This window comes from Amycolatopsis sp. BJA-103 (assembly GCF_002849735.1).
GTDB lineage: Bacteria > Actinomycetota > Actinomycetes > Mycobacteriales > Pseudonocardiaceae > Amycolatopsis.
The window spans coordinates 9,108,384-9,126,652 of the sequence record NZ_CP017780.1 but is presented as its reverse complement, the minus strand read 5'-3'; the positions used below and the strand labels follow the sequence as shown (position 1 = coordinate 9,126,652).

Here is an 18,269-nt window from a genome sequence, read left to right as displayed (position 1 = left end):
GTGTTCCTTTTCTGCTTTTAGATGTCCAAGGACTCGACCCAGAAGAGCTCGCCTTCGGAGTCGTAGTCATAGAGAACTACGCGGCTCCCCGCCGTCAGGTTGCCTTGACCCGCCTGCCGAACGTCCACAATGGCCGACGATCCGTCGGCGGCGGTGGCTTCGGCCTGGCCGAAGTCGTGGGTGACGGACGAGGTGCGGATGACCGCGGCACGACCGACGAAGTCCCTCCGGCTCGGTTCCTTCGCGGGACCGAACACCCGGCGCAGTGGCACCACGATCACCCTCGTCCCGAGTGTGCCGAGGACGAGCGCGACGGCGACCACGCCGACGCCGAACCCGATCCTCGAAGGTGTCGAAAGCTCCAAGTCATCGAGAAGAACCGTTCCTGCCAGGCTGGCGAACCAGGTGAATGCGATCAGCAAAGAGAGCGAAATGGACAGTGGGACCCCGCCGAAGCCCGCCAGGAGCCCTTCGCCACCGCCGAATTCGACAGAGTCTTCGATGTCGACGGCGCCGAGCAGCGCCAGCAGCCAATAGCCGATCACCACGATCAGCAGGAAGCTGAAGAGCACGGCCGGAAACCCCAAAGCCGCGGTGACGAACCCGCCCATCGCCGTCGTTCCCTCCCCCATTACCCCGGGTCAGGACTATAACCAGCGCGTGACACCGGGCGGGCCGTTTTCGGCTACGAGTGGGTCACGGTGTGCGGAAGCGTGCGCGAGGGTCGTCACCCTCGCCGCAAGTAGTCCTCCAGTGGCGAAGGGGAGCCACTCCCGAGGCCCGGGCGGGTGCGGAGCGTTACGCCGACCGGCCGCCCGGAAGCCATCCGGTTGGACCTGTCGCGCCACCGGAGCGCCCCCTACTCTCCAGTATTGAGAGTGACACAGGACACACCACGGTCTTGGGAGGCTCCATGGGGTGGCACGTTCGCGAGGTGATCGACGGGGATCAGCGCGAACGGCGGATCCGCCACGTCACCCGATGTCTGAGCTGCACGCTCACCTGCGTCCATTGTGGACTTCCGGCCGGATTCGCCCTCCCCGTGGGACATCCCGGACTCGGCGTTGTCGAGCACCTCCCTGGCTCGACAACGCCCGGCCTGCCCGACCTCGCCCTGCTGCACCGGTTCTGCCGGGACAACCTCGCCGCGGAACCCGGTATCGCGCTCAGGCGCGCTTACCTCGGACTGGCGACCGAACTCTTCGAAGCGGGACGGCGGATCCGCCGCCTCCGCAGGCTCGGCGTGCATCCGCCACGGCCGGGACACCTCGAGGCCTACCGAAAACGGTGGCGAGTGGCCAAAATGCGGTACGCCTGCAAGGCGTGCCGGTACTACACCGGCTCTCACTGAGCCGATTCTCCCCCGGAGGACTCGTGCTCGTTCGTCTCATCCTCGGCCTGCTCATCACCGTCGCCGGTCTCGCCTTCGCCGCCCGCCGCGCCGTCTGGCTCGCCAAACTCATCCGATCCGGCCAGCCGGACGAAAAACGGTCGGACGTCATGGCCGTGCGCGCGAAAACGCATCTGGCCGAGGTCTTCGGGCAGCGCAAGCTGCTGAAGTGGTCCGTCCCCGGGCTCGCGCATCTGTTCACGTTCTGGGGCTTCGTGATCCTCGGCTCGGTCTACGTCGAGGCGTACGGCGCCCTGTTCGACCACGACTTCCACATCCCGCTCATCGGGCACTGGGCGGTGCTGGGGTTCCTGCAGGACTTCATCGCTGTCGCGGTCGTCGCCTCGCTCGTGGTCTTCGCGGTCATCCGGATCCGCCAGGCCCCGGAACGCAAGGACCGCGCGTCCCGGTTCTTCGGTTCGCACACCGGCGGCGCCTGGCTGATCCTGTTCATGATCTTCAACGTGATCTGGACGATGTTCCTCTTCCGCGGCGCGTCGGCGGCGGTCGGCGTCTTCCCGTACGAGTCGGGCGCATGGGTCTCCCTCGGCGTCGGCGAACTCCTGGAGCCGCTCGGCCCCTCGGTCACCGAGCCGCTGGAGACGGTCGGGCTGCTGCTGCACATCGGTGTCATGCTGGCGTTCCTGTCGATCGTGCTCTACTCCAAGCACCTGCACATCTTCCTGGCACCGATCAACGTCACCGCCAAACGACTCCCCGACGCGCTCGGCCCGCTGCTGCCGATGGAGTCCGGCGGCAAGCCGATCGACTTCGAGGATCCGGGCGAGGACGACACCTTCGGCCGCGGCAAGATCGAGGACTTCACCTGGAAGGGCATGCTCGACTTCGCCACCTGTACCGAATGCGGCCGCTGCCAGTCGCAGTGCCCGGCGTGGAACACCGGGAAACCGTTGTCCCCCAAACTTTTGATCATGGATCTGCGTGACCACCTTTTTGACAGCGCGCCCTACATCCTGGACGGCAAGGAGCCTCCCCAGGAGCGTCCGCTCGTCGGCAAGAAGGAGGACTTCGGCGTCATCGACCCGGAGGTCCTCTGGTCCTGCACCTCCTGCGGGGCCTGCGTCGAGCAGTGCCCGGTGGACATCGAGCACGTCGACCACATCGTCGACATGCGCCGCTACCAGGTGATGATCGAATCGGCCTTCCCGAGCGAGCTCGGTGTCCTGTTCAAGAACCTCGAGACCAAGGGGAACCCCTGGGGCCAGAACAACTCCGACCGCCTCGCCTGGACCAAGGACCTCGGCTTCGAGGTACCGATCTTCGACGGCGAACTCGCCGACGACGTCGAGTACGTCTACTGGGTCGGCTGCGCGGGCGCGTTCGACGACAACGCCCGCAAGACCGTCCGAGCCACCGCGGAACTGCTGCATCTGGCCGGGGTCGAGTACACGATCCTCGGCACCGACGAGTCCTGTACCGGTGACCCGGCCCGCCGGTCCGGCAACGAGTTCCTCTTCCAGATGCTCGCCCAGCAGACCGTCGAGACGCTGAACGCGGTGTTCGAGGGCCGCGAACCGGGGACGCGCAAGATCGTCACCACCTGCCCGCACTGCCTGAACACGCTCGGCCGCGAGTACCCGCAACTCGACGGGCACTACGAGGTCCTGCACCACACGCAACTGCTGAACCGCCTGGTCCGCGCCAAGAAGCTGACCCCGGTCAAACCGGTCGACGCCGGCCCGGTGACCTATCACGACCCGTGCTACCTCGGCCGCCACAACAAGGTCTACGAGCCGCCGCGTGAACTCGTCGGCGCGACCGGCGCCACGCTCAGCGAGATGCCCCGGCACGCCGACCGCTCGCTCTGCTGCGGCGCCGGGGGCGCGCGGATGTGGATGGAGGAGCAGATCGGCAAGCGCATCAACCTCGAACGCGTCGACGAAGCGCTCGGCACGGACGCCGAAACCATCGTCACCGGCTGCCCGTTCTGCCGCGTGATGCTGAACGACGGCCTCGTGCAGCGGCAAAGCGAGCAGCGTGGCGAGAACGTCACCGTGCGCGACGTCTCCCAGCTACTGCTGGAGACCGTGCGTGAACGAGACCGGACCGCGACCGAGATTTGAGGCACACGAGAGTTGGAAGTTCGGCATACCGAACTCTAGACTCACGGGATGGCGAATCTCCGCAAGACCGTCTGCGCGCTGGCCGCGTCGGCGCTCGCCCTGACCGCGTGCGGCGCGGGCAACGGAACGAGCGGCGGCACGGACGACAAGCGGCCGGTGGTGCTGACCACGTTCACGGTCTTGGCGGACATCGCCGCGAACGTCGCGGGCGACAAGCTCCGGGTCGAATCGATCACCAAACCCGGCGCCGAAATCCACGGTTACGAGCCCACCCCGGACGACATCAAGAAGGCCGCGAAGGCCGATCTGATCCTCGACAACGGGCTGAACCTGGAGGCCTGGTTCGCCCGGTTCGTCTCGGAGAGCGACGCGCCGCACAAGGTGGTCAGCGAGGGTGTCCAGCCCATCGCCATCGGCGAAGACGCGTACCAGGGCAAGCCGAACCCGCACGCGTGGATGTCGCCGAAGAACGTCGGGATCTACGTCGACAACATGGTCAAGGCGTTCAGTGAGGTCTCCTCCGGAGACGCCGCCGTGTTCAAGGCCAACGGTGACGCCTACAAGGCGAAACTGCAGGCGGTCCAGGACGAGATGACCGGCGCGCTGAGCGGGCTGCCGCAGAACGAGCGCGCGCTGGTCACCTGTGAGGGCGCTTTCTCCTACCTGGCGCGCGATACCGGTCTCACCGAGCAGTACATCTGGGCGGTCAACGCCGAACAGCAGGCGACGCCCCAGCAGATCACCCGCGCCATCGGGTTCGTCAAGGAGAACAAGGTCCCCGCGGTGTTCTGCGAGTCGACCGTCTCCGACGCCCCGATGCGCCAGGTCGTCTCCGCGACCGGTGCCGCGTTCGGCGGTGTCCTCTACGTCGATTCCCTGTCCGGTCCCGAAGGCCCGGTGCCGACCTACCTCGACCTCATCCGCCACGACTCGAAGACGATCGTGGCCGCCCTCACCGGAGCGAAGCCGTGAGCGCCGCGATCCGCGTCGAGGACGTCACCGTCCATTACGGCGAGGTCCTGGCCCTCGACGGGGTCGACGTCTCCCTCGAACACGGCCGCGTCTGCGGGCTGATCGGGATGAACGGCTCGGGGAAGTCGACCCTGTTCAAGACGATCATGGGCATGGTCCGGCCGGACTCCGGCACGGTGTCGGTCGACGGCGGCCCGCCCGTCCGCGCGCGCAAGACCGGCGCGATCGGGTACGTGCCGCAGAGCGAGGACGTCGACTGGTCGTTCCCGCTGTCGGTGCGGGACGTCGTGATGATGGGGCGCTACGGACATCTCGGCTTCACCAGGAGGCCGCGGCGCGCCGACCACGAGGCCGTCGAACTGGCGCTGGAGCGGGTCGAACTGACCGAACTCGCCGGACGTCAGATCGGGCAGTTGTCCGGCGGGCAGCGCAAACGCGCGTTCGTCGCGCGCGGGATCGCCCAAGGCGCCCGCGTCCTGCTGCTGGACGAGCCGTTCGCCGGGGTGGACAAGCGGTCCGAAGCCACGATCACGCGGCTGCTCAAGGAACTGGCGGCCGACGGCGCCGCGGTCCTCATCTCCACCCACGACCTGCACGCGCTGCCCGGCCTCGCCGACGAGGCGATCCTGCTGATGCGCAAGGTGCTCGCGCACGGCTCCCCCGGCGAGGTACTCCGGCCGGAAAACCTCGCGCTGGCCTTCGGACTCGATGTCCTGCAACGGGAAGACGAACTCGCGTGAGCCTTTACGACCTGTTCCTCGAACCGCTCTCCTACGACTTCATGGTGCGGGCGCTCGCGTCCACAGTGGTCGCTTCGACGGTCTGCGCGGTGCTTTCCTGCTGGCTGGTGCTGATCGGCTGGTCGCTGATGGGCGACGCCGTTTCGCACGCGGTGCTGCCCGGCGTCGTGCTCGCGTACATCCTCGGTGCCCCGTTCGCGCTGGGCGCCGTCGTCTTCGGTTTCCTCGCCGTGGCCCTGATCGGTGTCGTCCGCGACACCAGCCGCGTCAAGGAGGACGCCGCGATCGGCATCGTGTTCACCACGCTGTTCGCGCTCGGCCTGGTGCTGATTTCGGTGACGCCGAGCCAGACCGACCTGAACCACATCATCTTCGGCAACCTGCTCGGCGTCGACACCTCGGATCTGATCCAGATCGGCGTCCTCGGCGTGATCACGCTCGCCCTGCTGGTGCTCAAACGCCGCGATTTCACCTTGTACGCCTTCGATCCCACGCACGCGCACGCCATCGGCTTCAACCCGCGGCTGCTCGGTGCCGCGCTGCTCGGGCTGCTCGCGCTGACCGCGGTGGTCGCGCTGCAGGTGGTCGGCGTGATCCTGGTGGTGGCGATGCTGATCATCCCCGGCGCGACGGCGTACCTGCTGACCGACCGGTTCGGCCGCATGCTCGTGATCGCGCCGTCGTTCTCGGTGCTCGCCGGGGTGATCGGGCTGTACCTGAGCTACCACCTCGACACCGCGTCCGGCGGGATGATCGTGCTGGTGCAGGGCGCCGGGTTCACGCTCGTGTACCTGTTCGGGCCGCGGCACGGAATCGTCGGGAAACGGCTGGCCAAGCGCAGGCGGGAAGCGGCGCGGGTGGCGTGACGCGTCAGTTCCAGCGGCCGGCGCGCACCCGGGCGACGGCGGCGCCGAGCGCCCGCACGCCCTGGTAGGAACCGGGGTCCATCCCGGCGAGTTCGCGGATCCGCCGGAGCCGGTAGTCGAGGGTCCGCGGGTGGATGTGCAACGCCCCGGCGGTGTTCAGCCGGTTCATGTCGTGCCGGTAGTAGGCGTCGAGCGTGGTCACGAGATCGGGCCCGGCCTCCAGCCGCCGCGCGACCCCGCGCAACCAGTCGTCGACCTGCGGCAACCGGGAGACACCGAGTTCGACGAAGACGTCGGTCATCACGGGCAGCCTGCCCGGCCTGGCCTCGACGGGCGCGACCCGGCTGATCCGCCGGGCGAGCGCGGCGGTGTCCCGCAGCGCCCGGATCCGGCCGGAGGCCGCGCCTGTGGCGCACGGCCGTCCGGTCAGCTCCGCGCACTCCCGGACGAGACCCAGCGCGCGTTCCCGCACCGTTTCGGGGTCCTCACAGGGGAACAGGGCGATCAGTTCACCGGGCTCGGGCCAGGTCATCGGCACCCGCTCGCGTTTCAGCAACGCGCCGATGATCTCCTCGCGCCGTTCCTCCGTCGGCAAGGGACCGCCGGAGAACCGCACGACCGTGATCAGGTACCGGCCGGCGGACCCCAGGCCGAGGCTTTCCGGGAGACCGGGGAGCACCGCCTTGTCGTCGAGCAGTGTCTCGGCGAGTTCCCGCGCTCGTCTGACGAACGGCGTAGCGCGTTGCTGCCCGGCCAGAAAACCCCGGAGATAGGCGTTCTGCCCGGCGAGACCGTTGCCGGGCAGCCAGCCGATCATCTCGGTCACGTGGGCGACCTCGTGCAGGCCCGCCGCCTCGTGGATCTCCCGCAGGGTGAGCACGTCGTGCAGGTCGAGCACGCGCCGTCCGGAAGCCGTGGAAACGCCCTGAGCGCCGCGTTGCTCGCCAAAGGCGGCCAGTACCGCCAGATCCTCGCCGGTGAAAGGCGCGCCGTCGGCGGCGAGTTCGACCTCCCGGCGCCTGAGCAGGACGGCGAAGTCCAGCATCGAGGCGCGGGCCCCGTCCATCCGTGCCGCCGCCCGGAAATCGGGCACCTCGCTCAGGTAGACGTCGACGGCCCGCCGCGCGTTGTGGTCCACGCGGTCCCACAGCAGTTTGTAGAGACCTTCCATGTCCCCTCCCCCGCCTTGTCGCTGGGAAGGCTACGGACGACGACTGGACGTTTTCTGGACCGCCCGGACGGGGTAGCGGCGGGACCCGCGCCGGGCGCAGGTCCGTGAAGGACTCCTTGAGGGCCCCTGGGTCCCTCAAAGTTCCCCTCACCCTGACGGCGCTGAGCGTCTCCAATGCCGCATTGGGGGCAGCAGCTCTCGCGAGGCGTGGGGGCGACCGGCGCCTGCGGTAACCGGACAATCACCCCGCGCTCTGTGTCACTCACGACATCGGCCTGACCGCACGATTAGGTTAGGCTCCCCTCATGTCTACGGAAGACGCGCTGCTCACCGGCCATGACCTGGTGCTCGCGCACCATGAGCGGGCCGTGGTGGACGGCGTGTCCCTGTCGCTGCGCGCCGGGACGGTGACCGCGCTGGTCGGGCCGAACGGCTCCGGCAAGTCGACGCTCCTGCGTTCGCTGGCGCGGCTGCACAAGCCCCGCGAGGGCACCGTCCAGCTGGGCGACCGCACCGTCTGGGGCGGGAACGCGTTGTCCGGCAAGGAATTCGCCCGCCAGGTCACGTTGCTGACCCAGCACCGGCCCACCCCCAGCGGGGTCTCCGTGCGCGACGTCGTCTCCTACGGCCGCTACCCGTACCGCTCGGGTTGGCGCGGGGTCGACACCGACGGCGCCACCGCGATCCGCCGCGCGATGGAACTGACCGGCGTGACGCCGATGGCCGAACGCGGGGTCGACGAACTCTCCGGCGGCGAGCTCCAGCGTGTCTGGCTCGCGTCCTGCCTCGCGCAGCAGACGTCGGTGCTGCTGCTCGACGAGCCCACCAACCATCTCGACCTGCGCTACCAGGTCGAGATCCTCGACGTCGTCCGCGATCTGGCCAACGAAGGCGTCGCGGTCGGTGTGGTGCTGCACGATCTCGACCACGCGGCGATCATCGCCGACGAGGTCGTGCTGCTGAGCGAGGGAACCATCGTGGCCACGGGTGACATCGGGCAGGTGCTCTCCACCGAGCACCTTTCCCAGGCCTACGGCGTCACCGTCCACGTCGCGAACGACCCGGTGACGGGCGCGATCCACTGCAGGCCACTCGGGCGGCATTCGCCCAGGCCCGCCTGAGAAAACCAGGAAGAACCATGCGTTTGCTGACCCCTGCCGTCCTCGTCGCGACGGCGGCGTTGCTGCTGTCCGCCTGCGGCACCACCGAGACCCCCACGGCCGCGCCGAGTGAGTCCGCCGCCGCGACCGGGCCGGTCACGGTGACTGACGCGCGCGGCAAGGCCGTCACCCTCAAGGCCCCCGCCAAGCGCGTCGTCGCGCTCGAGTGGGGCGAGGCCGAGATGGTCGCTTCGCTCGGTGTCATGCCGGTCGGCGCGGCGGACGTCGCGGGCTACAACGTCTGGGACAAGGCCGTTCCGCTGACCGCCGAGGTCAAGGACGTCGGCAAGCGCAACGAGCCCAGCGTCGACGCGATCGTCGGGCTGAACCCCGACGTCGTCATCATCGCCGAGGAGCGCGACTCGCCCCTGGTGCCGCAGATCGAGAAGTACGTCCCGGTCGTGGTCACCAAGACCAGTGACGCGAGCCGGAACTTCGACCGCCTGCGCGAGGACTTCAAGCTGATCGCCAAGACGGTCGGCAAGGAGGCCGAGGCGGACAAGCAACTGTCCGAAATGGACGCGAAGCTCGCCGAGGGCAAGAAGGCCGTCGAGGCCAAGGGCGCCGCGGGCACCCCGTTCCTGATGGCCGACGCCTACCTCGAAGGCAGCACCGTCAGCATCCGCCCGTTCGGCAAGGGTTCGCTGGTCTCCGACACCGCCGAGGCCGTCGGCGCGAAGAACGTCTGGACCGGCCAGGTCGACCCGCAGTGGGGTCTCGGCCAGACCGACGTCGAGGGCCTGACCGCGATCACCGACCCGAAGACCATGCTGTTCTACAGCGCGTCCGAAGAGGACGTCTTCACCACCGGGCTCGCGCAGAACGCCGTCTACCAGCGGCTGCCGTTCGTGGTGTCGAAGAAGATCCACAAACTGGAGTCCGGAACGTGGACCTTCGGCGGCCCGAAGTCGATCATCTTCACCGCCGACCAGATCGTGAAGGCTCTCACCGCCTGATGCTCAAAGAAGTCCGAGGTACTTCTTCCCGCCGAGGGCTCAGGAAAACCGCACGTGCGCCGCAAGCCATTCGCACGGTGGTGGTGTCGGCGGGGCTGGTCGCGCTGATCGTCGTTCTCGCCGGCATCCACCTGACCCAGGGCACCTCGACGTCCGGCCCGCTGGACGTGGTGAAGGCGATCTTCGGCCACGGTGACGCGCAAACCCTCGCGGTACTGGAGGGTTCGCGTGTTCCCCGGCTGCTCGCCGCGCTGCTGCTCGGCGTCGCACTCGGTGTCGCGGGCGCGGGAATGCAGTCCGTGGCGCGGAACCCGCTCGCCTCACCCGACACGCTCGCGGTCAACGCGGGCGCGCATTTCGCCGTGGTGGCCATTTCCGCGTTCGGTCTCTCGCTGCCGCTCGTGCCGGTCGGCGGGGCGGCGTTCGCGGGCGGGCTCGCCGCGGCCGTCATCGTGCTCGGCCTGGCGGGCGGCGGTTCGGCCAGTCCGCGGCTGGTGCTCGTCGGCTCGGCGGTACTGCTGGCGCTGCAGTCGGTGACCATCCTGCTGCTGCTCCTGTTCGAGCAGGAGACCTCGGGCCTGTTCGCCTGGGGCAGCGGATCCCTGACGGTGTCCGACCTTCGGGCGACCGGCCAGATGACGCCGATCGTGGTGATCGCCGTCGTGGCGCTGATCGCGATGGGCCGCAAACTCGACGTCCTCGCCCTCGGCGACGACAACGCGACCGTGCTCGGCCTGCGGGTCCGCCGGACGCGGATCGGCGCGATCGTGCTGACCGTCGCGCTGACCGCGGCGGCGGTGACCGTCGCCGGACCGGTCGGGTTCGTCGGGCTGAGCGCGCCGGTGATCACGAAGCTGCTGCTGCCGATCGCTAAACATCGTGTGCTGCTGCCGGTGTCCGGGCTGGTCGGCGTGGTGACGGTGCTCGGCGCCGACGTCGTCCTGCGGGCGATCATGGGCTCGGCCGCCGCCGTGCGGGTGCCGACCGGGGTGGTGACCACGATCATCGGCGCCGTCGTGATGGTGTGGCTGGCCCGGCGCGGCCGGGGCAGTGGTTCGCGCCGTCCGGCTCCGGCGGGACGCGTCGGGGTCGCCGGCTCGACCCGGCGGCTCGTGCTGATCTCCGCCGTGCTGGTCGCACTGCTCGCCGTGATCCCCGTGGCGGGCATGATGTTCGGCGACCGGGTGGTGCTGCTCGGCGACCTGATGAACTGGGTCACCGGCAACACCGGGACCGCGCTCACCTTCGTGCTGGACCAACGGCTTCCGCGCGTCCTCGCCGCACTGCTCGCCGGTGCCGCGCTGGCGGTGTCCGGCTGCGGGATCCAGTCGGTCAGCCGCAACCCGCTCGCCGAACCCGGACTGCTCGGCATCACCGCGGGCGCCGGGCTCGGCGCGATCACGCTGATCACCGTCGTCCCGGTGGCGGGCGCCTGGGCGATCGCGGGTGCCGCGGGCGCCGGTGCCACCGTGGTGTTCCTGCTGGTCTACGGGCTGGCCTGGCGGTCGGGGCTGGATTCGGACCGGCTGGTGATCATCGGCATCGCGGTCTGGTCGGCCGGGATGGCGCTGATCACGCTGCTGATCGTGGTCTCCGACCCGTGGAACTCGGCCAAGGCGCTGACCTGGCTTTCCGGGTCGACCTACGGCCGCACGCTGGAGCAGGTCGCGCCGGTGGCGCTGGCCCTGATCGCGCTGACTCCGCTGCTGTGGCTCAAGCACCGCGAACTGGACCTGCACGCCCTCGACGAGGACACGCCTCGGGTGCTCGGGATGCGCATCGAGCGGTCGCGGCTGGTGATCCTGGGGGCGTCCGGGATCCTGGCGGCCACCGCGGTGTCCGCGATCGGCGTGGTCGTCTTCGTCGGGCTGGTCGCGCCGCATCTGGCGCGGTCGCTGGTCGGCGGGCGGCACGGCCGGATCGTCCCGGTGGCGGCGGCGCTCGGGGCGCTGCTGGTGAGCGTCGCGGACACCCTCGGGCGGACGGTCATCGCACCCGCCCAGATCCCCGCCGGTCTGGTCATCGCGATGGTCGGGACGCCGTACTTCATCCTGGTGCTCTGGCGGACCCGGCCCTGACGAGAGCTGAAGGGGCCCTTCACCGCATCGCATGCGGTGAAGGGCCCCTTCGTCGCGTCTTATGCGGGGAAAGGCCCCTTCAGCTCCGGCTACAGGGTCTTTTCGAGGCGGCTCGCGAGGAGCTTGGTGAAGCGGGCCGGGTCGCCCAGTTCCCCGCCCTCGGCGAGCAAAGCCATGCCGTAGAGCAGTTCCGCGGTCTCCGCGAGCCCTTCGGACTCACCGTTCTCGGTGAACGACGACCGCAGCCCGGCGACCAGCGGGTGGCCCGGATTGAGTTCCAGGATCCGCTTGATCTGCGGCATTTCCTGGCCCATCGCGCGGTACATCTTCTCCAGCGTCGGGGTGACGTCGTTCGTGTCGCCGACGATGCAGGCGGGCGACGTCGTCAGCCGCGTCGAGAGCCGGACTTCCTTGACCTGCTCCGCGAGCGAAGTCGTCAGCCAGGTCAGCAGCCCGGAGAACTCTTCCTTCTGCTCGTCGCTGGTCTCGTCGAGTTCGACCTCGCCCTTGGCGACCGACTGGAACTGCTTCTCCTCGAAGCCGGGCACCGCGTCGACCCACATCTCGTCGATCGGGTCGGTGAGCACGAGCACCTCGTACCCCTTGGCCTGGAAGGCTTCCAGATGCGGGGAGTTCTCGATGCTCTGGCGGGACTCGCCGGTCAGGTAGTAGATGTGCTCCTGGCCGTCCTTCATCCGCTCGACGTACTCGCGCAGCGAAGTGAGCTTCTCCGGGTCATTCGTCGAAGCGAACGAGCAGATGTCGAGGATCGCGGTGCGGTTCTCGTGGTCGTCCAGCAGGCCTTCCTTGACGGCGCGGCCGAACTCCTTCCAGAACGTCTCGTACTTGTACGGGTTCTCGTCGGCCATCAAGGTCTTGACCGTCGAGAGGACCTTCTTGACCAGGCGACGGCGGATCAGCTGGATCTGCCGGTCCTGCTGCAGGATCTCGCGCGAGACGTTGAGCGAGAGATCCTGCGCGTCGACGACACCCTTCACGAAGCGCAGGTACTCCGGCATCAGCGCTTCGCAGTCGTCCATGATGAAGACGCGCTTCACGTACAGCTGGACGCCGCGTTTGCGCTCCCGCATGAACAGGTCGAGCGGCGCGTGCCCCGGCAGGAACAGCAGCGCCTGGTACTCGAAGGTGCCCTCGGCCTGGAGCCGGATCGTCTCCAGCGGGTCGTTCCAGTCGTGCGCGACGTGCTTGTAGAACTCGTTGTACTCGTCTTCGGTGACGTCGCTGGAGGAGCGTGCCCACAGCGCCTTCATCGAGTTGACCGTGACGACCTCTTCGCCCTCGGTCATCCGGATGGGCCAGGTGATGAAGTCCGAGTACTTCTTGACGATCTGCTTGATCTTCGTGGCCGAGGTGTAGTCGAAGAGCTGGTCTTCGGTGTCCTCGGGCTTGAGGTGCAGGACGACCGACGTGCCCTGCGGCAGGTCCGGGACCGTCTCGATGGTGTACGTGCCCTCGCCCTCGGACTCCCATCGGACGCCCTCGTCCGATCCCGCGTGGCGCGTCAGCAGAGTGACCTTGTCGGCCACCATGAAGCTGGCGTAGAACCCGATGCCGAATTGACCGATCAGGTCCTGCGAGGCCGCGGAATCCTTGGTTTCCTTCAGCTTCTTCAGGAATTCGGCGGTGCCGGATTTCGCGATCGTGCCGATCAACGCGACGACGTCGTCCCGGCTCATCCCGATTCCGTTGTCCCGCACGGTGAGGGTGCGGTTTTCGGAATCGGTGTCGATCTCGATGTGGAGATCGTCGGTATCCGCCTGGAGTTCCTTGTCACGGAACGCTTCGAGGCGGAGTTTGTCCAGTGCGTCGGAGGCGTTGGACACCAGTTCGCGAAGGAAGGTGTCCTTGTTCGAGTAGATCGAGTGGATCATCAGCTGAAGCAGCTGACGTGCCTCCGACTGGAACTCGAGTGTTTCGGCAGAGGTGGTCACGCGGCGATATTACCGAGCGCGGAATCGGCTCAAGCCAGCCTCTGCCCGCCCACCTTCACCAGGCCGTCGCCGGTGGCCTGTTCGATCGTCGTGACGGCGGAGCGGCCGTCGGCGTCGACCGTGGCGATCACGTTGCCGAAATGCGGACCGGACACCTTGTCCCAGGTCAGCGGATCCGGTCCGACACCGCCCCGGCGTGCCCAGCCGCGCGCGATCGCCGCCACCCGCCTCGACCAGGTGGCGGCGAAGGCCAGCCGGAGCGGCCGCGGCATCGCGTTGTGCACAGGGGAGCAGGTGAGCTGGTAGACGGTCGAAGTCACCGGTTCGGGGTACCGCGCTTCGGCGATGTACGCGTGGTGGACGTCGCCGGAGAGCACCGCGATGGTCGCGGGCGGATCTTCCTTCCGCCCCTCGCGGGCGATCATCGCGGAAAGCCGCTCGAACGACGCTCGGAACGCCGCCCAGTGTTCGAGGTCGGCGGCCTGCCGGATCTTCTCCGCGAGCCTGCCGCGCCACCCGGGGCGGTTGCAGGCGCGCTCGTTGAGGGATTGCAGGTGGGAGATGACCGGCGGCAGCAGCCACGGCAGCGAAGATCCGATGAGCAGGTGGTCACAGGCCTCGGCGGCGTTCTCCTCGATCCAGTCGAACTCGTCGTCGTCGACCATCGACCGGGCGCCGCCCGCCAGGATCCGGCCCGCGCGGCTGTCGATGACCAGCAGCCGCACGCCGCCGAAGTCGCGGCGGTAACTCCAGCGCGCACCCTTGGTGCCGTCGCGTTCGTTGTCGGCCTCGTCGGCGAACGCGACGAGCAGCTCGGCGTTGTCGCCGCCGGAGGTGATCGCCTTCTGGAAGGTCTCGTCCTCGGCGAGTTCGGCGGGGCCGAGGTTCCCGAGGTGCTGGTAGACCCAGTAGGTCATGATCGCGCCGCGCAGGCGCTCCTTCCACCACGGCTGCGCGCGCATCTGCCGCTGCCAGGTGTACGAGGTGTTCCAGTCGTCGCGGACGTCGTGGTCGTCGAAGATCATCGACGTCGGCACGGTGGAGAGCAGCCAGCGGATCGCCGGTTCGCCCCACGCCTCGAAGTAGAGGTGGGTGTACTCCTCGAAGTCCATCACCTCGGTGCCCGGCGGTTTCGAGGTGTCCCGGCGCTGCTTGAGCCACTCCTGCGTTTCGTCGGTGGTCTCGTCGGCGTAGACCTGGTCGCCGAGCATCAGCAGTGCCTGCGGCCACTCGGTTTCCTCGCCGTCCGCCATCCGGCGGGCGTACGCGGCCAGCGCGTCCGGGCCGTAGACGTCGCCGTCGTGCGGTTTGCGGCAGGAACCGAACACGAGCCGGACCCGGGACTCGTTCTCCGGCAGCGTCCGGATGACGCTGGGCGGGAACTCCGATCCCTGCTCCGGCCACACCTTCTCGCCGTCCACGCGGACTTCGTATTCGGTGCGGGTGCCGGGTTCGAGCCCGGTCAGCACCAGCAGGGCGTAGTGGTGACCGCGGATCTCGAACGTCCTCGCGGTGGCGCCGAGGACTTCGACCTCACTCGCGGTGTCGGTCTCGACCCACACCGTCGCCGATGTCTCGTCGACGTGTCTCAGCAGGGGACCCAGGAGCAAGCTCATTCCTGAAACGGTGCCACAGCCGGGCCAAGATCGTCCGCTGAGCGTCAGCCGTGCTGGTCGGGGGTGAGCTCCTCGCCGAACCGGTAGACGCCGAGGCAGTAGGAGAACCCGGACTCGCTCAGCGGATCCAGGCCTTCCCTGCGGCAGTGGTCGAGGAAGCCCTCGGCCTGCCGCCACTGTTCACCGTCGAACCAGAACACGCCACCGGCGTAGAGGATCGTCGCTCCCGTCTCCGCGTCGACGAGGTTCAGGGACTCGTAGTTCTCGGGACGATTCCGCACCAGCCTGACGAGGTCTTCGGGGACACCGCCATAGAGCGCCTCCTGCACCGAGTAGTCCTCCTCGGCAAACAGGTTCAAGTCCGACTCGTGGTCGAAGGTCAGCAACAGCGCACGCTGGTCCGGTGTGAAGTACCAGACGGCCGACTGTCCGCCACCGTCGTTCCAGGCGAACCGCTCCGCACCGTCCACCTCGACAGGCGTGATCTCGGTGATCGCGTCGATCATCGCGGCACGTCGCCGCACCTCTTGGAGGGGTGTCGCCGCGAGGGCGGCCCAAATCTTGTCGCTCACGGGCGCAGATTACCGACTGAACCGGTTCGGCCCGCCGTCCGTGTAACCGGATGAAGGCTGCCCCCTTGGAAGGAACCTGCGTTGTCGGTTTTCACGCCTCCCGCCCTGGTGGGTCTGCCGGGCGACCGGACGACCGCTCGCGAAATCGCGTCCAGCGCGGTGACCACCCTCTCCGCGGTCCTCGTGCTGTTCGCCCTGCTCGCGCCGAACGACCTCGACAGGCTGACGCCGGAGGCGTTCGTGCGGCTGCCGGTCGAGGCGCTGCTCGGGGTGGCGGTCGTGCTCATGCTGCGCGACGGGGCCCGGCGGACCGTCGCGGTGTCCGCCGGCGCGGTCCTCGGCCTGCTGACCGTCGTCAAGGCCATCGACATCGGGTTCGGGCTCGCGCTGGACCGGCGGTTCAACCCGGTGTTCGACTGGGGTGTGCTCGGCAACGGCGTCGACCTGCTCGGCACGTCGATCGGCCGGACGGGCGCGATCGCGTCCTTCGCCGGGCTGACCCTGCTGGCCGTGGCCGTGATCGTGCTGATGGCGCTGGCGACGCTGCGGCTGAGCCGGGTGGTGGCCGGACGCCGCACCGCGTCGACCCGGGTGGTCGCCGTGCTCGGCGTGGCCTGGATCGGGTGCGCGCTGTTCGGCGCGCAGCTCGCGCCAGGGCAGCCGCTCGCGTCGCGCAGCGCGGTCGCGTTCGCCTACGACGACCTCCGCCAGGTGCGGGCAGGCATCCGAGACCGGGAGTCCTTCGCCGAAGAAGTCGCCGTCGACGCCTTTCGCGACACTCCACCGTCCGGGCTGCTGAACGCGTTGCGGGGCAAGGACGTCCTGTTCACCTTCATCGAGAGCTACGGGCGGGTGGCCGTCCAGGATTCCGACATCGCGCCCAAGGTCGACGCGGTCCTCGACGCCGGGACAGCGCGGCTGAAGAACGCCGGATACGGCTCGCGCAGCGCGTTCCTGACGTCGCCGACGACGAGCGCGGGAAGCTGGCTGGCGCACTCCACGTTCCAGTCCGGGGTCTGGGTGGACAGTCAGCACCGCTACGACGACTTCGTGAAGACCGACCGGTTCACCCTCGGCGGCGCGTTCAAGCGGGCGGGCTGGGAAACCGTCGGCGTCGTCCCGGCGCACACCGAGGACTGGCCCGAGGGCAAGGTCTACGGCTACGACCGCTACTACGACTCACGCGGCATCGGCTACCACGGCCCGCCGTTCTCCTACGCCACGATGCCGGACCAGTTCACGCTTTCGGCCTTCCAGCGCGCCGAACGCGCGAAGGCAGGCCACCCGCCGCTGATGGCGGAGATCGACCTCGTCACCAGTCACTGGCCGTGGACCCCGCTCCCCCGCATGGTCGGCTGGGACGCCGTCGGCGACGGCTCGATCTACCAACCCATGCCCTCACAAGGGAAAACGCCCGACGAGGTGTTCACCGACCCGGCCAAGGTGCGCGGCGCGTACGGCGACTCGATCGTCTATTCGCTGAACTCGCTCATCTCGTACGTGGAGACGTACGGCGACGACGATCTCGTCCTGGTGTTCCTGGGCGACCACCAGCCGAACCCGATCGTCGCGGGCGAGGGCGCGGATCGCGACGTCCCGATCACCGTCGTCACGCGGGACAAGGCCGTCCTCGGTAAGATCGTCGGCTGGAACTGGCAGGAAGGCCTGAACCCGGACCGGAACGCGACCGTCTGGCCGATGCACACGTTCCGGGACCGGTTCCTGACGACTTTCGCGCGCTAGCCGACGGCGTCGCGGTACCGATCGGCCAAGGTACGCAAGCAGTCGACCAATTGCGGCGGTCCTTCGACGGTGAAGGGATACCCGAGGAGTCCTAAATGGACGGCCAGGGTCTCGATGCTGTCGGCGCCGGTGTGCAGCACGCACGTCTTCGCGTCGACGGCCTCCACCGTGCCGACGGCCGGGTTGATCCGCGCGGTCACCTCGTCGGCGGGCGCGTGCACGGTGACGTCGGCCCGATGGCGCCAAGCGGCGGACGAGACGCCGCGGCGCACCCGGTCCGTGACGTCCTCGGGCAGGTCGCGCGGGGTGAACCGGGGTCCGATCGGGACGCGCGGGGTCAGCCTGTCGACGCGGTAGGTGCGCCAGTCGCCGCGGTCGAGGTCCCAGGCGACGAGGTACCAGCGGCGTCCCCAGTTGACCAGGCGGTACGGCTCGACCTTGCGGGCGGTCTCCGAGCCGTCGTGGGCCCGGTAGCCGAAACGCAGCTGCTCGTGGTCGCGGCAGGCGGCCGTCAGCACGGTGAGCGTCTTCGCCTCGACCCTCGGGCCGGGCTCGTCCCTGGGCACGGGGATCGTGTACGCCTGCAGCGCGTTGACGCGGCGCCTCAGCCGCGAAGGGAGCACCTGCTCCAGTTTCGCGAGCGCGCGCAGCGACGTCTCCTCGACGCCCGCGATGGTGCCGCCTGCCGCCGTGCGGAGTCCTATCGCGACGGCGACGGCCTCCTCGTCGTCCAGCAGCAGCGGCGGCAGTTCGGCGCCCGCGCCGAGCCGGTAGCCGCCGACGGAACCGCGGGTCGCGTTCACCGGGTAGCCGAGCCCGCGCAGCCGCTCGACGTCGTTGCGGATCGTCCGGGAGCTCACTTCGAGGCGTTCTGCCAGTTCAGTGCCGGTCCAGTCACGGGGTGTTTGCAAGAGGGAGAGCAAACGGAGCAGTCGAGCAGAAGTGTCCAACATATTTTCAGGTTGCCCT

The 18,269-nt window shown here is 68.7% G+C and carries 15 protein-coding genes; 9 read left to right on the top strand and 6 right to left on the bottom strand.

All coding sequences use genetic code 11. The features are described 5' to 3' along the window. Positions 1 to 17: 17 nt before the first annotated feature. Positions 18 to 632 carry a hypothetical protein gene (locus tag BKN51_RS41415; protein ID WP_233223825.1) on the bottom strand — a complete coding sequence of 205 codons (615 nt, stop codon included), beginning with the start codon at positions 630 to 632 and terminating at the stop codon, positions 18 to 20. 281 nt (positions 633 to 913) lie between these two features. On the opposite strand from BKN51_RS41415, the gene BKN51_RS41410 reads away from it, so the two are divergent. Genes BKN51_RS41410 through BKN51_RS41390 form a run of 5 tightly spaced genes read left to right on the top strand, consistent with a single transcriptional unit; the run spans position 914 to position 6,052 of the window. After that, positions 914 to 1,351, top strand: a complete 438-nt coding sequence (locus tag BKN51_RS41410) for a hypothetical protein (protein WP_101612738.1) — start codon at positions 914 to 916, stop codon at positions 1,349 to 1,351. Between the two features lie 23 nt (positions 1,352 to 1,374). After that, on the top strand, positions 1,375 to 3,474 hold the full coding sequence (locus BKN51_RS41405) for a (Fe-S)-binding protein (protein WP_101612737.1): 2,100 nt from the start codon (positions 1,375 to 1,377) through the stop codon (positions 3,472 to 3,474). Between the two features lie 48 nt (positions 3,475 to 3,522). Next, on the top strand, positions 3,523 to 4,446 hold the full coding sequence (locus tag BKN51_RS41400; RefSeq protein ID WP_101612736.1) for a metal ABC transporter substrate-binding protein: 924 nt from the start codon (positions 3,523 to 3,525) through the stop codon (positions 4,444 to 4,446). Then, on the top strand, positions 4,443 to 5,186 hold the full coding sequence (locus BKN51_RS41395; protein WP_101612735.1) for a metal ABC transporter ATP-binding protein: 744 nt from the start codon (positions 4,443 to 4,445) through the stop codon (positions 5,184 to 5,186). The genes BKN51_RS41400 and BKN51_RS41395 overlap by 4 nt, the downstream gene beginning before the upstream one ends. Beyond that, on the top strand, positions 5,183 to 6,052 hold the full coding sequence (locus BKN51_RS41390; RefSeq protein WP_174720519.1) for a metal ABC transporter permease: 870 nt from the start codon (positions 5,183 to 5,185) through the stop codon (positions 6,050 to 6,052). Before BKN51_RS41395 ends, BKN51_RS41390 begins: the two co-directional genes overlap by 4 nt. Before the next feature lie 4 nt (positions 6,053 to 6,056). Here the strand turns inward: BKN51_RS41390 and BKN51_RS41385 are convergent, their stop codons facing one another. Next, positions 6,057 to 7,223, bottom strand: coding sequence for a PucR family transcriptional regulator (locus BKN51_RS41385; protein ID WP_101612734.1), 1,167 nt, complete (start codon positions 7,221 to 7,223; stop codon positions 6,057 to 6,059). 305 nt (positions 7,224 to 7,528) lie between these two features. On the opposite strand from BKN51_RS41385, the gene BKN51_RS41380 reads away from it, so the two are divergent. From BKN51_RS41380 to BKN51_RS41370, 3 genes are read left to right on the top strand one after another with little or no spacing between them, the layout of a single operon-like run. Next, positions 7,529 to 8,344 (top strand): ABC transporter ATP-binding protein, encoded by an 816-nt coding sequence (locus tag BKN51_RS41380; protein ID WP_101612733.1) that lies wholly within the window; start codon positions 7,529 to 7,531, stop codon positions 8,342 to 8,344. A 17-nt stretch (positions 8,345 to 8,361) separates the two neighbouring features. Further along, positions 8,362 to 9,339 (top strand): ABC transporter substrate-binding protein, encoded by a 978-nt coding sequence (locus BKN51_RS41375; protein WP_101612732.1) that lies wholly within the window; start codon positions 8,362 to 8,364, stop codon positions 9,337 to 9,339. Then, positions 9,339 to 11,417, top strand: a complete 2,079-nt coding sequence (locus tag BKN51_RS41370) for an iron ABC transporter permease (RefSeq protein ID WP_101612731.1) — start codon at positions 9,339 to 9,341, stop codon at positions 11,415 to 11,417. Before BKN51_RS41375 ends, BKN51_RS41370 begins: the two co-directional genes overlap by 1 nt. Before the next feature lie 89 nt (positions 11,418 to 11,506). Here BKN51_RS41370 and htpG read toward each other — a convergent pair whose 3' ends face one another. Genes htpG through BKN51_RS41355 form a run of 3 tightly spaced genes read right to left on the bottom strand, consistent with a single transcriptional unit; the run spans position 11,507 to position 15,557 of the window. Next, the gene (gene htpG / locus BKN51_RS41365; protein WP_101612730.1) at positions 11,507 to 13,369 is read right to left on the bottom strand and encodes a molecular chaperone HtpG; all 1,863 of its coding nucleotides are present in this window, start codon (positions 13,367 to 13,369) and stop codon (positions 11,507 to 11,509) included. Between the two features lie 29 nt (positions 13,370 to 13,398). After that, entirely contained in the window at positions 13,399 to 14,985 is a 1,587-nt protein-coding gene (locus tag BKN51_RS41360) for an alkaline phosphatase D family protein (RefSeq protein ID WP_101612729.1), read from the bottom strand. Between the two features lie 44 nt (positions 14,986 to 15,029). Further along, positions 15,030 to 15,557, bottom strand: coding sequence for a hypothetical protein (locus BKN51_RS41355; protein WP_101612728.1), 528 nt, complete (start codon positions 15,555 to 15,557; stop codon positions 15,030 to 15,032). Positions 15,558 to 15,638: 81 nt separating this feature from the next. On the opposite strand from BKN51_RS41355, the gene BKN51_RS41350 reads away from it, so the two are divergent. Then, on the top strand, positions 15,639 to 17,300 hold the full coding sequence (locus tag BKN51_RS41350; protein ID WP_101612727.1) for a sulfatase: 1,662 nt from the start codon (positions 15,639 to 15,641) through the stop codon (positions 17,298 to 17,300). Here the strand turns inward: BKN51_RS41350 and BKN51_RS41345 are convergent. Beyond that, positions 17,297 to 18,253: a helix-turn-helix transcriptional regulator gene (locus tag BKN51_RS41345; RefSeq protein ID WP_101612726.1), complete on the bottom strand. Its 957-nt coding sequence runs from the start codon at positions 18,251 to 18,253 to the stop codon at positions 17,297 to 17,299. The two genes, BKN51_RS41350 and BKN51_RS41345, sit on opposite strands and share 4 nt — an antisense overlap. Between the last annotated feature and the right edge of the window lie 16 nt (positions 18,254 to 18,269).

What these genes read in the sequence shown, in the direction of transcription:
- BKN51_RS41370 (WP_101612731.1), top strand. Translation starts at nt 9,339, where the DNA reads ATGCTCAAAGAAGTCCGAGGTACTTCTTCCCGCCGAGGGCTCAGGAAA.
- BKN51_RS41360 (WP_101612729.1), bottom strand. Translation starts at nt 14,985, where the DNA reads ATGAGCTTGCTCCTGGGTCCCCTGCTGAGACACGTCGACGAGACATCG.
- BKN51_RS41385 (WP_101612734.1), bottom strand. Translation starts at nt 7,223, where the DNA reads ATGGAAGGTCTCTACAAACTGCTGTGGGACCGCGTGGACCACAACGCG.
- BKN51_RS41410 (WP_101612738.1), top strand. Translation starts at nt 914, where the DNA reads ATGGGGTGGCACGTTCGCGAGGTGATCGACGGGGATCAGCGCGAACGG.
- BKN51_RS41400 (WP_101612736.1), top strand. Translation starts at nt 3,523, where the DNA reads ATGGCGAATCTCCGCAAGACCGTCTGCGCGCTGGCCGCGTCGGCGCTC.
- BKN51_RS41345 (WP_101612726.1), bottom strand. Translation starts at nt 18,253, where the DNA reads ATGTTGGACACTTCTGCTCGACTGCTCCGTTTGCTCTCCCTCTTGCAA.
- BKN51_RS41415 (WP_233223825.1), bottom strand. Translation starts at nt 632, where the DNA reads ATGGGGGAGGGAACGACGGCGATGGGCGGGTTCGTCACCGCGGCTTTG.
- BKN51_RS41375 (WP_101612732.1), top strand. Translation starts at nt 8,362, where the DNA reads ATGCGTTTGCTGACCCCTGCCGTCCTCGTCGCGACGGCGGCGTTGCTG.
- BKN51_RS41380 (WP_101612733.1), top strand. Translation starts at nt 7,529, where the DNA reads ATGTCTACGGAAGACGCGCTGCTCACCGGCCATGACCTGGTGCTCGCG.